Here is a 12,111-nt window from a genome sequence, read left to right as displayed (position 1 = left end):
CCCCCGTGGTTCGAGGCTCATTCCGCTTCGCTCCAATCGCACCTCACCATGAGGGTGAAGGGTGCCGGCGTTTCAATAGCCTCATCCTGAGGGTGAAGGGTGCCGGTGTTTCAAGAGCCCTCATCCTGGGGGTGAAGGATGCCCGGCGTTTCTGTAGCCCTCATCCTGAGGTGCGGAGCGAAGCGGAGCCTCGAAGGGCGAGGGCGCTTGGCGCCGGTCATTAAACAAGAAAGTTACGAATGCACCTTCTTCTCGCACAAAAGGGAACCATCACGGAGGGCGGCGAGGCGGTTGATCTGGGTCAGTCGCCGGGCGATATCCTGTTTTTGTCAGCGGCGGATACGGAGCTTGCGAGCCTTGCGGCGGCGTATGCTGAAAGTGGGCCGACGCTCCGGCTCGCCAGCATCATGGCGCTGGCCCATCCGATGTCGGTGGATACATACATTGAGCGTACCGCGCGGTACGCCCGGTTGATCGTGGTGCGGGTCATCGGGGGTGAGAGCTACTGGCCCTATGGGCTGGAGGCGCTTCATGCCTGTGCGGTCAATCATGGTGTCATGCTTGCGGTGCTTCCCGGTGATGACAAGCCCGATGCGGGGTTGCATCGGTTTTCGACGGTTGCGGTGGGGGATCGCGATGCGCTTTGGCATTATCTTATTGAGGGTGGGGCGCTGAACGCGCGCGGGTTTCTGGATTATTGCGCGGCGTTGCTGGGGCGGGGGGAGAAGCCGGCGGAGGCGTCGCCGCTGCTGAAGGCGGGTGTTTGGTGGCCGGGGCGAGGGGTGGTTTCGGTGGGGGAGTGGGCGGCTCACCCCCCTCTGGCTTGCCAGCCATCTCCCCCACAAGGGGGGAGATTAGCTGACACGGCGGCTGGTGCTCACTCTTCAACGTCTGCGATTGGTGCCTACCCCAATGAAGGCCTGATCTCCCCCCTTGTGGGGGAGATGCCTGGCAAGGCAGAGGGGGGTGAGCACCGTCCGGTAGTAGGAATCTGCTTCTACCGTGCCCTCGTACAAAGTGGCCAGACGAAAGGCGTCGAGGCGCTGATCGATGCGCTGTTCTCTCAGGGCCTGAACCCGCTCCCGGTGTTCGTATCGAGCCTCAAAGACCCGGTTTGCGTGGCCACACTTGACGGGATATTCGCCGAGCTTTCACCCGATGTGGTGCTGAACGCCACCGGTTTCGCCGTCTCCGCGCCCGGCGCGGCCCGTCAGCCGACGGTTCTGGAAAAGCGCGGCGCGGTGGTGTTGCAGGCGATCTTTTCCGGCTCGACGGCGGAGGCCTGGGAGACTTCGCCGCAGGGCTTGTCCGCGCGCGATCTCGCCATGAATGTGGCCCTGCCGGAGGTGGATGGCAGGGTGCTTTCGCGCGCTGTCTCGTTCAAATCAGCGCGACGCTATGATGAGGCGGTCGAGGCGAATATCGTCACGCATGAGCCGCGCGCTGATCGCGTGGCGTTCGTGGCCGAACTTGCGGCGCGCTGGGCCGGGTTGCGGCGCAAACCGGTGGCGGCGCGGCGGGTTGCGATCATCATGGCGAATTATCCGAACCGCGATGGGCGGCTGGGCAATGGCGTCGGGCTGGATACGCCAGCGGGGACGCTGGAGGCGCTTCAGGCGATGCAGGCGGCGGGATATCCGGTTGCCGATTTGCCCGATGGCGGCGATGCGCTGATCGGCCATCTCATGGCCGGTCCGACCAATGCGGCCACCGACGGGCGGGAAATCCGCGAAACGCTTTCCCTGAATCAATATAAGCACTTCTTTGAAAAGCTTCCGCTTAAGATTCAGGATGAGGTTATGGCGCGATGGGGTGCGCCGGAGGCCGATCCGTTCTTTCTTGATGACATGCGTGGCTTTGCCTTGCCGCTGGCGCGGTTTGGCGAAACGCTGGTCGGCATCCAGCCGGCGCGGGGCTATAACATCGATCCCAAGGAAAGCTATCACTCGCCCGATCTGGTGCCGCCGCATGGTTATCTCGCGTTCTACGCTCACTTGCGCGAGGCGTTCGAGGCGGATGCCATCGTGCATATGGGCAAGCATGGCAATCTGGAATGGCTGCCGGGCAAGGCGCTAGCGCTGTCGGAGACTTGCTACCCGGAAGCCGTTTTCGGCGCGGTGCCGCATATTTATCCCTTTATCGTCAACGATCCCGGCGAGGGGACGCAGGCCAAGCGGCGCTCCGCCGCCGTCATCATCGACCATCTGACCCCGCCGCTGACACGGGCGGAGAGCTATGGGCCGCTGAAGGATTTGGAAGCGCTGGTGGATGAATATTACGAGGCGGCGGGTGTGGACCCGCGCCGCTTGCGGCGATTGAAAGGGCAGATACTGGATCTGGTGCGCGATATCGGGCTGGATCATGATGCGGGGATTCATGAGCATGACGGCGAGGATCTGGCGCTGCAAAAGCTCGACGCGTATCTATGCGATTTGAAGGAAATGCAGATCCGCGATGGGCTGCATGTGTTCGGGCAATCGCCTGAGGGGCGGTTGTTGACGGATTTGCTGGTGGCGCTGGCGCGGGTGCCGCGGGGGTCTGGAGAGGCGGATATGAGCTTGCAGCGGGCGATTGCGGGGGATGCGGGGGTGTCGTGCGTGGCAGCACCCCCCTCTGGCTTGCCAGCCATCTCCCCCACAAGGGGGGAGATTAGCCTTCATCAAGATTTAGGCCAATCGCAGACGTTGAAGAATGAGAACGGAGTTTTATGTCAGCCAATCTCCCCCCTTGTGGGGGAGATGTCCGGCAGGACAGAGGGGGGTGTTCGTAAGGATGCCTCGTTCGATCCCCTCGACTGCGATATGTCCGCCCCATGGACCGGCCCAAAGCCCGAAATCCTGCAATCAATCTCTATCGACCCATGGCGGATTACCGGCGATACGGTCGAGCGGATTGAGCTTCTGGCGGCGAAGTTCGTGGGCGGCGAGGTGGAATGCCCTGAAGAGTGGAGCGCCACGCGCGCCGTGCTCGATGGCATCGCCGCGCATCTGCGGCCTGCCGTGGAAGCATGTGGCCCAGCGGAGACTGGTGCCTTGCTCACCGCGCTCGATGGGCGGTTCGTGGCTCCCGGCCCATCGGGGGCGCCGACGCGGGGGCGGCCGGATGTGCTGCCGACGGGGCGCAATTTCTTTTCCATCGACAGCCGTGCGGTGCCGACGCGGGCTGCCTGGGACCTTGGTAAAAAATCCGCCGAACTGCTCATCACCCGCTACACGCAGGATCATGGCGAATGGCCGACCTCGTTCGGGCTGACGGCATGGGGCACGTCGAACATGCGAACCGGCGGCGACGATATCGCCCAGGCGCTGGCATTGATCGGCGTCAAGCCGGTCTGGGACATGGCTTCGCGTCGGGTCACCGGCTATGAAATCGTGCCGTTGGCGATGCTTGGCCGCCCGCGTGTCGATGTGACATTGCGCATTTCCGGGTTCTTCCGCGATGCCTTTCCCGACCAGATTGCGCTTTTCGATCAAGCAGTGCGGGCGGTTGGTTCGCTTGATGAGGATGAGGCCGACAATCCGATTGCCGCACGGATGCGACGCGAGGAAGCTCGCCTGAAGGCCGAGGGCGAGGATGAAAAATCGGCGCGGCGCAAGGCTGGCTACCGCGTTTTCGGCTCCAAGCCGGGCGCTTATGGCGCGGGCTTGCAGGCGCTGATGGATGAGAAGGGCTGGCAGGATCGGGGCGATCTGGCCGAGGCGTGGCTCGTCTGGGGCGGCTATGCCTATGGCGCGGGCGAGGAGGGGAAGGCTGAGCGCGGCCTTCTGGAAGAGCGGCTGAAATCCGTCGAAGCGGTGATCCAGAACCAGGACAATCGCGAGCATGATCTGCTCGACAGCGACGATTATTACCAGTTCGAGGGCGGCATGGCGGCGGCGGTCGAGCATCTGACGGTCAAGCGCCCCGCGATCTACCACAATGATCATTCGCGGCCTGAGCGCCCCGTCATCCGCACGCTGGAAGAAGAGATCAGCCGCGTGGTGCGGGCCCGCGTCGTCAATCCGAAATGGATCGCGGGCGTGATGCGCCATGGCTACAAGGGCGCATCCGAGATGGCGGCGACGGTGGATTATCTCTTCGCCTTCTCTGCAACCACCGGCGCGGTGGCGAACCATCATTTCGAGGCGGTCTATCAGGCGTTTATCGCCGATGGCCATGTGCATGATTTTCTGGCGGAGAAAAATCCCGCCGCGCTGGCGGAGATGGCTGAAAAGCTTGCCGAGGCGATCGACCGGGGGCTGTGGGCGCCGCGATCAAATTCCGCCCGTTTTGATCTTACTAAAGTAGCAAATGCTGATAAATTGATTCAGGGAGCGATGCCAAATGGCTGAAAAATCAGAGAAACTTGCCGGGTTGAGCGAGGAGGAACTGAACCTCCGTCATGCCGACAAGATGAAGAAGAAGAAGGCGGCGCGCGACAAGATTCTCGCCACCAAGACGGACGAGAAGGGTCTCGTCATCGTCAATACGGGCAAGGGCAAGGGCAAGTCGACGGCGGGTTTCGGCGTGGTGTTCCGCGCGCTCGGCCACGGCATGAAGATCGGCGTGGTGCAGTTTGTCAAAGGTTCATGGGACACGGGCGAGCGCTGGGTGCTGGAGAAATTCCCCGAGCAGGTGACGATTTCCGCCATGGGCGAGGGCTTCACCTGGGAAACGCAGGACCGCGTCCGCGATATCGCCATGGCGCGGGACGCCTGGGAACAGGCGAAAGCCATGATCCTCGACGATGAGCATGACATAGTGCTCTGTGACGAGCTCAACATCGTGCTGCGCTATGATTATTTGCCGGTCGAGGAAATCATCGAGGTGCTCAACGCCAAGCCAGCCATGAAGCACGTCATCATCACCGGGCGCAACGCCAAGGACGAACTGATCGAATTCGCCGATCTCGTCACCGAGATGGAAATGATCAAGCATCCCTTCCGGTCCGGCGTGAAGGCGCAGAAGGGAATAGAGTTCTAAACGTTCGGGGTTCTGCCGATTGCGAGCGGCGCGGTGCTGCTCGCAATCAGAGTATGACGACGGAACCGTGGCCGCTTGTCAGATGTTCTTGAGCACGCATCCGGCGAGGAGCACCACATAGGCGACCGCCAGAATCCAGAAAGCGGCGACGGGAATGAAGGCGAGCGCTCCGAAAAACGATATCAGCGCTATAATGGCGATCACAAGGCTGATGAAAAAGACAACCTGCGTAGGTGCATTGAGTTTCATAATAATCTCCTCCTTGGAGAATAATTGAAATCGACAAACCGTAAAATGATCAGATAGAGCCCCCTCTATGCCGATTGCGGCGGAAGTTATTGCAAAGCAGTTCCTTAGAACACATACGCAAGCGACCGATTCGCAACGCGGAGATTAGCAGAAACAATATTTCGTGACCAATGCAGTTACGGGGCCGGTTCGGCGCTGTTCGGTGGGGAGAATTTCGATGGCATCAGGAGAATATGATCGGGCTCCCGACGAAAAGACGCCATTCCTGGCGCTCGGCGTCGGCTGCGAGCGCGGTGCCGAAGCGGCCGAAGCGATCGGGCTGGCGGAGCGGGCATTGCAGGTTTCGGGCTTTGGCGTCGATTCTCTGGGAGGTATCTTCTCGCTCGACAGGAAGATGACGGAACCCGCGGTTCAGGCGCTGGCGGAGCATTTCAGGCTGGAAGCGATGTTTTTTGATGCGCAACGGCTCGAGGAGGAGACGCCGCGCCTGCAAAATCCATCCGATGCGGTCTATCGCGCCGTCGGCTGCCATGGCGTGGCGGAGAGCGCGGCCTTGGCGGGGGCGGGACCGGGCGCGCGGCTGGTCGTGCCGAAAATGCGCTCGCAACATGTGACGGTCGCCATCGCCGTGGGTAATAGGGTTTTCTATGGAAAAAGGTCATATGCGCCAAATCACCCCCCTCTGCCCGGCAGGGCAGAGGGGGGTGTTCCAGCCATGACCGTTCATTTCATCGGCGCCGGTCCGGGGGCGGCGGACCTCATCACCGTCAGGGGCTTGCGGCTGATCGAGCGTTGCCCGGTCTGCCTTTATGCCGGGTCGCTGGTGCCGAAGGAGGTGGTTGCATCCGCGCCGGAAGGCGCACGGGTGATCGACACGTCGGTCCTGACGCTCGATGAGATCATCGCGGAGTTGCAGGCGGCGCATCTGGCGGGCCATGACGTGGCGCGGGTGCATTCGGGCGATCCGTCGATCTATGGCGCGATGGCCGAGCAGATGCGGCGGCTCGATCAGTTGAACATTCCCTATGAGGTGACGCCGGGCGTTCCCGCCTTCGCCGCCGCCGCCGCCGCACTGAAACAGGAACTGACGATCCCCGAGGTGAACCAGACTGTGATCCTGACGCGCACCTCGATGAAATCGTCCGGGATGCCGGAAGGCGAGGATCTGGCGACACTTGGGCGTTCGGGCGCGACGTTGGTGATCCATCTCTCGATCCGCAACATGGCGCATATCGAGCGCGAGCTGACGCCGCTCTATGGGCCGGATTGTCCGGTGATCGTCGCCTATCGCGTCGGCTGGCCGGATGAGCAGTTCGTCAGGGGAACGCTTGCCGATATCGGGGAGAAGGTGAGGGAGGCGAAGCTGGCGCGCACCGCGATGATTTTCGTCGGGCGTGGGCTGGCGCCAGAGAATTTCAGGGATTCGGCACTTTATCACAAGGATCATATCCACGCCCTGCGCAACTCGACGCCTACCGAGGCTTCAGGCGAGGCGTAAGCCGGTGTGCGCCTCGATGAAATCGAGAACCGCTTCGATATCGCCCACGGCATTGGCGAATGATTGTGGTGGACGCGCGATGAGGATGACCGGAATTTGCAGCGTGCGTGCGGCTTTCAGCTTGGCATATGAGGCGGTGCCGCCGGAGTTGCGACAGACGATATGGGTGATGCGCCGCTCCCGGAGGAAGACTTCCTCATCCCCGCATTTGCCGGGTCTGGCGAGCACTAGCTCGTAGGAGGCGAGATCGAGCGGTGCTTCGGGCGGATCGATCATGCGTACCACGAAGTGGACGTCATGGCGCGCGGCAAAGGCCGCGATATGCTGGCGGCCAAGCGCCAGCATATCGCGCGCGCCTGAGGGAATAGCGGAAGCTGCATCTTCGAGCGTGGCGACTTCGTGCCAGCGGTCACCTTCGGTCTTCTGCCAGGCCGGGCGTTCGAGCCGGATGATGGGCCGGGCGGTTAGTTCTGCTGCCTTTGCCGCATTGGGGGAGATCTGCGTGGCGAAGGGATGGGTGGCATCCACCACCAGCGTCACATCCTCCGCCTCGATATATCGGGCGAGACCTTCCGCACCGCCGAAGCCGCCACTGCGTACGTCACCGTCGAGATTTGCGGGATTGCGCGTGCGGCCGGCGAGTGAGGTGATGCTTCGCAAGGGCTGGGGCGCGAGGCGTCTGGCGAGTTCGGCCGCCTCCATGGTGCCGCCGAGGATGAGGATGGTGGGGTTCACTTATAAATGAGTGCCGGTCGCGAGACACCCCCCTCTGCCCTGCCGGGCATCTCCCCCTCAAGGGGGGAGATTGGATGTGAGTACCGTTGCCGCCAATCGCCGACGTAGCAGGATAAAGCTCCGTTATTAATGTCAGCCAATCTCCCCCCTTGAGGGGGAGATGCCCGGCAGGGCAGAGGGGGGTAATGGCCGAGCGATTTCATCTGAAAGAATCTAAACCCGCGCAAGAATATTCCCCTTGCGGTCGGTGACGATGACTTCCACCTCGACCGGCGCGCCTCTGAGGACGCCGAGCGCGGTTGTGCGGGCGCGTTCGGCGATCGGGCGGGCAAGGTCGATGCCTATTCCTTGAGTCATTTCAAGCGCTTCCTGCGCGGTGTTCGCAGAAAGAATCCGCTCCTTTATCGCCGCGTCAGCACCAAGCTTTTCGGCTTCAGCCCAGAGGAATTGCATATCGATCTGGCTTCGCGACGAGTGCAGGTCGAGTGCACCCTGGGCAAGCTTGGTCAATTTGGCGAAGCCGCCGGCGATGGTGAGTTTTTCGATGGGATGAACACGCAGATATTTGAGCAGTCCGCCGGCGAAATCGCCCATGTCGAGCAGCGCGATTTCGGGCAGGTTGTAGATCTTCTGGGCTGCGTCCTCGGAGGTGGAGCCGGTTGCACCCAGCACATGGGTGAGGTTTGCTGCGCGAGCGACATCGATGCCGCTATGGATCGAGTGAATCCATGACGAGCAGGAAAAGGGATGGACGATTCCCGTCGTGCCAAGGATGGATATGCCGCCGACGATCCCGAGACGAGGGTTCCATGTCTTTTTGGCGATCTCCTCGCCATCGGGGACGGAAATGGTGATGACCAGATCGGCGGGAAGATCGTATTCGGCGCAAATCTCCTCGCAGATGGCGCACATCATGGCGCGGGGAACGGGGTTGATCGCCGCCTCGCCGGGCTGGATCGGCAGTCCGGGTAGGGTGACGGTGCCGACTCCTTCACCGGCGGCGAAAATGATGCCGCTGCCGGGCTCGGCGGGAAAGACGGTGGAGATGATCGTCGCGCCATGGGTCACGTCAGGGTCGTCGCCGGCATCCTTGACGATGGCGGCCATGGCGTAGCCTTCACCGAGCCCTTCGAGCGCCAGCGGAAAGAACGGCACTTCGCCCTTGGGCAGGATGATGCCGACCGGATCGGGAAATTCGCCTGTGATGAGCGCGGTCAGCGCGGCCTTGGTCGCCGCGGTCGCGCATGCGCCGGTCGTCCAGCCGCGCCGCAGCGGCTTCTGGGGCTCTCCCGGACCTGTTTTTCTTGTCCCGGCATCTGGTTCGTCGCTCATATGCGCCTTATAGAGCAAGGTAATTAGGGGAGTAAGGGAATAAGTGAGTAGGGGAGTAGGTCTGCTAAAAAAACATACTCCCTTATTCCCCTATTCCCTTACTCCCCAAGTCTAGGCGAAACAGGAGGCAAAAATGAGCGCAGCGGGAAAAGGCAAGGCCTTGCCGGTCTTCGAGCCGGGCCATGTCTGGCTGGTCGGCGCCGGACCGGGCGATCCCGGGCTATTGACGTTGCACGCTGCCAATGGTCTCGAACAGGCGGATGTGATCGTCTATGATGCGCTGGTCGATGCCGAATGCCTTGCCATGGCGCGCGAAGGGGCCGCCCTCGTCTATGCGGGCAAGCGCGGCGGTAAACCTTCGCCAAAGCAGCGCGACATCTCGCTGCGGCTCGTGGAACTCGCCCGCGAGGGCAAGCGCGTGCTGCGGCTGAAGGGCGGCGATCCCTTCATCTTCGGGCGCGGTGGCGAGGAGGCGCTGATGCTGGTCGAGCACGGCATTCCGTTCCGCATCGTGCCCGGCGTCACGGCTGGTATCGGCGGCCTTGCCTATGCCGGCATTCCTGCGACGCATCGCGACGTCAATCAAAGCGTCACCTTCCTCACCGGGCATGACGCGACGGGCGTCGTGCCCGACACCATGGACTGGGCGGCGATCGCCAGGGGATCGCCTGTCATCGTCATGTATATGGCGATGAAGCATATCGGCCTGATCACCGGACGGCTGATCGCAGCCGGACGTTCGCCTGACGAGCCCGTCGCCTTCATCTGCAATGCGACCACGGCCGAACAGCGGGTTCTCGAAACGACGTTGCGCCAGGCCGAGGCGGATGTGGAAGCGGCGGGGTTCGCGCCTCCGGCCATCGTCGTCGTCGGCGAGGTGGTGCGGTTTCGCGCCGCGCTCGACTGGATGGGCGCGGCCAACGGACGTATGCTCGTTGCCGATCCGCTGAAGAATCGCGAGATTCGCCACGGCAAGGAAACGGGGTAAACCGTCCAAATGATGGGATTTCTGATCGCCGCCCCCTGTTCGGGCTCGGGCAAGACGACGGTGACGCTCGGCCTGTTGCGGGCCCTCAAGGAGAGGGGTGTCGCGCTGGCGCCGGCCAAGGCCGGGCCGGACTATATCGATCCGGCGTTTCACGCGGCTGCGAGTGGGGTGCAATGCTTCAATCTCGATCCCTGGGCGATGCGACCGGAACTGATCAGCGCGCTCGCCTCGCGTATGACCGAAGGGACCAGGCTTCTTGCCGTCGAGGCCATGATGGGCCTGTTCGATGGCGCCGTCGACGGGACCGGCTCCGCCGCCGATCTCGCGATCCATCTCGGACTGCCGGTCATTTTGGTGGTGGATTGCAGTCGGCAATCGCAGTCGGTGGCGGCTCTCGTCAGCGGGTTCCGCGATTTCCGGCGCAATGTCTTCATTGCGGGGCTGGTGCTGAACCGGGTCGGCAGCGCCAGGCACGAGGCTATGCTGCGCACGGCACTTCAGCCGCTCGGCATTCCGGTTCTCGGCGTCGTGCCGCGTGACGAGGCGCTGCATTTGCCCGAACGCCATCTCGGGTTGATACAGGCGGGCGAGCATGGCGATCTCGAAGCCTTCATCGCACAGGCGGGCCGAATCATGGCCGAAAGGCTCGATCTGACACGGTTCGAGGAGATCGCGCGCCAGGTCCAGGCTGGTGTGGCTGCGGCCAACGTGCCGCGGCTTCCGCCGCTGGGGCAGCACATCGCGGTGGCGCGCGACGATGCCTTCGCCTTTTCCTATGCGCATATTCTCGACGGCTGGCGCAGGCGAGGCGCAGAACTTAGCTTTTTCTCGCCGCTTGCCGATGAAGCGCCTGCGCCGGATGCGGATGCCATTTATCTGCCGGGCGGCTATCCCGAACTGCATGGTGGGCGTCTGGCTTCCGCATCGAGGTTCCGGGACGGATTGCGGCAGGCCGCGGCGAAGGGCAGCGTCATCTATGGCGAGTGCGGCGGCTATATGGTGTTGGGCTCGGGAATAGAGGACGCGGAAGGGCGGCGGCATGAAATGCTCGGCCTTCTGCCTGTCGAAACGAGCTTCGCCAAGCGCAAGCTGCATCTCGGCTACCGCAAGCTGACGCCGCTTGCCGGATCGTTCTGGAACATGCCGCTGCGGGGGCATGAGTTTCATTATGCCAGCATCGTCAGGGAAGGGGCGGCGGACAGGCTTTTTGAAGTGGCTGACGCGGCGGATACGGATATCGGCCAAGCCGGTTTGCGCGTGGGATCGGTAGCGGGTTCCTTCATGCATCTGATCGATATCGCCGGGGATGGCGCCGGAGACGACATATGACGATCGAACATGGCGGTGCGCTCGACCGCGCCATGGCTCGCTTCGGCGGCGCCCGGGCGGATTGGCTCGATCTTTCCACGGGTATCAATCCGGAAGCCTTTTCGTTGCCTGCCATTGCGCCCGAGGTTTGGAACAGGCTGCCGGATGAGGCGCTTCTAAGCCGGGCGCTCGCGGCGGCGCGAGGCTATTATGGTGTGGCAGACGAAGCCGCTGTGATTGCTGCTCCGGGCACGCAGGCGCTGATCCAGATCGTGCCGGAGCTTGGAAGCCCCGGCGAAGTGGCCATTCTTTCCCCGACCTATCAGGAGCATCATGCCGCTTTTGCGCGGGCGGGCTGGCGTGTCCTGCCTTGCTCCGACATTGGTTCCATCCCGGAAACAGCGAAAGCCGCCGTGGTGGTCAATCCGAACAACCCTGATGGCCGCGTCGTGCCCGGCGACGAGATTCTGGCGCTGGCGCAACGGCTTGAGGCGCGTGGCGGCTTTCTGGTCGTAGACGAGGCTTTTGCCGATGCCAGTCCGGAAATCAGCGTCGCGGCACGGGCAGGCGGCGACAATCTGATTCTCCTGAAATCCTTTGGAAAATTTTTCGGACTTGCGGGTTTGCGACTTGGGTTTGCGATTTCCAGTGCAGCTATTGCGCAAAAACTGGCGGAACGGCTCGGTCCCTGGGCGGTTTCCGGCCCGGCGCTGGCGATTGCCGCCCACGCATTCCAGCGCGGTCCGGTTCTGGATGGGTTTCGCGCGCGTCTTGCTGTCCGCCGTGCCCGGTTGTCTACCATATTCGAGCGAACGGGCATCGAAGAGATCGGCGGGACCGCGTTATTCGCGCTCATTCGCCATCCGGATGCCCATGTGCTTCATGATCATATGGGCCGCCAGCATATATTGGTGCGTAAATTCGACTACGCCCCGGATTGGCTGCGTATCGGCCTTGCCGTCGACGAGGCCGGGTTCGAACGTCTGGAGCAGGCTCTGACAGATGCGTGCCGCTGAGATGCTGATTCATGTTTTCCGGT

General features: G+C 62.5%; 9 protein-coding genes and 1 pseudogene. 7 read left to right on the top strand and 3 right to left on the bottom strand.

Annotation, left to right across the window (positions count from 1 at the left end; genetic code table 11):
* The first annotated feature begins 239 nt into the window (after positions 1-239).
* Together cobN and cobO are read left to right on the top strand one after the other, a co-directional pair.
* Positions 240-4,331 (top strand): cobaltochelatase subunit CobN, encoded by a 4,092-nt coding sequence (gene cobN / locus C5748_RS02345; protein WP_105740341.1) that lies wholly within the window; start codon positions 240-242, stop codon positions 4,329-4,331.
* Positions 4,324-4,962 carry a cob(I)yrinic acid a,c-diamide adenosyltransferase gene (gene cobO, locus C5748_RS02340; RefSeq protein WP_105740340.1) on the top strand — a complete coding sequence of 213 codons (639 nt, stop codon included), beginning with the start codon at positions 4,324-4,326 and terminating at the stop codon, positions 4,960-4,962. The genes cobN and cobO overlap by 8 nt, the downstream gene beginning before the upstream one ends.
* Before the next feature lie 78 nt (positions 4,963-5,040).
* Here the strand turns inward: cobO and C5748_RS28495 are convergent, their stop codons facing one another.
* Positions 5,041-5,211, bottom strand: coding sequence for a hypothetical protein (locus C5748_RS28495; protein WP_199194684.1), 171 nt, complete (start codon positions 5,209-5,211; stop codon positions 5,041-5,043).
* A 217-nt stretch (positions 5,212-5,428) separates the two neighbouring features.
* On the opposite strand from C5748_RS28495, the pseudogene C5748_RS28770 reads away from it, so the two are divergent.
* Positions 5,429-5,827 (top strand): annotated as a pseudogene (locus tag C5748_RS28770) (cobalamin biosynthesis protein); the annotation flags it as partial.
* A gap of 99 nt (positions 5,828-5,926) precedes the next feature.
* The gene (gene cobM / locus C5748_RS28765; RefSeq protein ID WP_245428777.1) at positions 5,927-6,709 is read left to right on the top strand and encodes a precorrin-4 C(11)-methyltransferase; all 783 of its coding nucleotides are present in this window, start codon (positions 5,927-5,929) and stop codon (positions 6,707-6,709) included.
* Here the strand turns inward: cobM and C5748_RS02330 are convergent.
* Positions 6,695-7,444 carry a cobalt-precorrin-6A reductase gene (locus C5748_RS02330; protein WP_425350194.1) on the bottom strand — a complete coding sequence of 250 codons (750 nt, stop codon included), beginning with the start codon at positions 7,442-7,444 and terminating at the stop codon, positions 6,695-6,697. The two genes, cobM and C5748_RS02330, sit on opposite strands and share 15 nt — an antisense overlap.
* A 213-nt stretch (positions 7,445-7,657) precedes the next feature.
* Positions 7,658-8,776 (bottom strand): cobalt-precorrin-5B (C(1))-methyltransferase, encoded by a 1,119-nt coding sequence (locus C5748_RS02320; RefSeq protein WP_105740338.1) that lies wholly within the window; start codon positions 8,774-8,776, stop codon positions 7,658-7,660.
* Between the two features lie 133 nt (positions 8,777-8,909).
* On the opposite strand from C5748_RS02320, the gene cobA reads away from it, so the two are divergent.
* From cobA to cobD, 3 genes are read left to right on the top strand one after another with little or no spacing between them, the layout of a single operon-like run.
* Positions 8,910-9,764, top strand: coding sequence for a uroporphyrinogen-III C-methyltransferase (gene cobA / locus C5748_RS02315; protein ID WP_105740337.1), 855 nt, complete (start codon positions 8,910-8,912; stop codon positions 9,762-9,764).
* Between the two features lie 9 nt (positions 9,765-9,773).
* Entirely contained in the window at positions 9,774-11,093 is a 1,320-nt protein-coding gene (locus C5748_RS02310) for a cobyrinic acid a,c-diamide synthase CobB (RefSeq protein WP_105740336.1), read from the top strand.
* The gene (gene cobD / locus C5748_RS02305) at positions 11,090-12,088 is read left to right on the top strand and encodes a threonine-phosphate decarboxylase CobD (protein ID WP_105740335.1); all 999 of its coding nucleotides are present in this window, start codon (positions 11,090-11,092) and stop codon (positions 12,086-12,088) included. Before C5748_RS02310 ends, cobD begins: the two co-directional genes overlap by 4 nt.
* Positions 12,089-12,111: the final 23 nt, after the last annotated feature.

This window comes from Phyllobacterium phragmitis (genome assembly GCF_002980495.1).
GTDB classification, from domain to species: domain Bacteria; phylum Pseudomonadota; class Alphaproteobacteria; order Rhizobiales; family Rhizobiaceae; genus Paramesorhizobium; species Paramesorhizobium phragmitis.
The sequence above is the reverse complement of the archived record's forward strand: the minus strand, read 5'-3'. Positions and strand labels throughout refer to the sequence as shown.

Excerpts from the sequence above, each read along its gene's own strand:
- cobN (WP_105740341.1), top strand. The coding sequence starts at position 240 with ATGCACCTTCTTCTCGCACAAAAGGGAACCATCACGGAGGGCGGCGAG.
- cobO (WP_105740340.1), top strand. The coding sequence starts at position 4,324 with ATGGCTGAAAAATCAGAGAAACTTGCCGGGTTGAGCGAGGAGGAACTG.
- C5748_RS28495 (WP_199194684.1), bottom strand. The coding sequence starts at position 5,211 with ATGAAACTCAATGCACCTACGCAGGTTGTCTTTTTCATCAGCCTTGTG.
- cobM (WP_245428777.1), top strand. The coding sequence starts at position 5,927 with ATGACCGTTCATTTCATCGGCGCCGGTCCGGGGGCGGCGGACCTCATC.
- C5748_RS02320 (WP_105740338.1), bottom strand. The coding sequence starts at position 8,776 with ATGAGCGACGAACCAGATGCCGGGACAAGAAAAACAGGTCCGGGAGAG.
- cobA (WP_105740337.1), top strand. The coding sequence starts at position 8,910 with ATGAGCGCAGCGGGAAAAGGCAAGGCCTTGCCGGTCTTCGAGCCGGGC.
- C5748_RS02310 (WP_105740336.1), top strand. The coding sequence starts at position 9,774 with ATGATGGGATTTCTGATCGCCGCCCCCTGTTCGGGCTCGGGCAAGACG.
- cobD (WP_105740335.1), top strand. The coding sequence starts at position 11,090 with ATGACGATCGAACATGGCGGTGCGCTCGACCGCGCCATGGCTCGCTTC.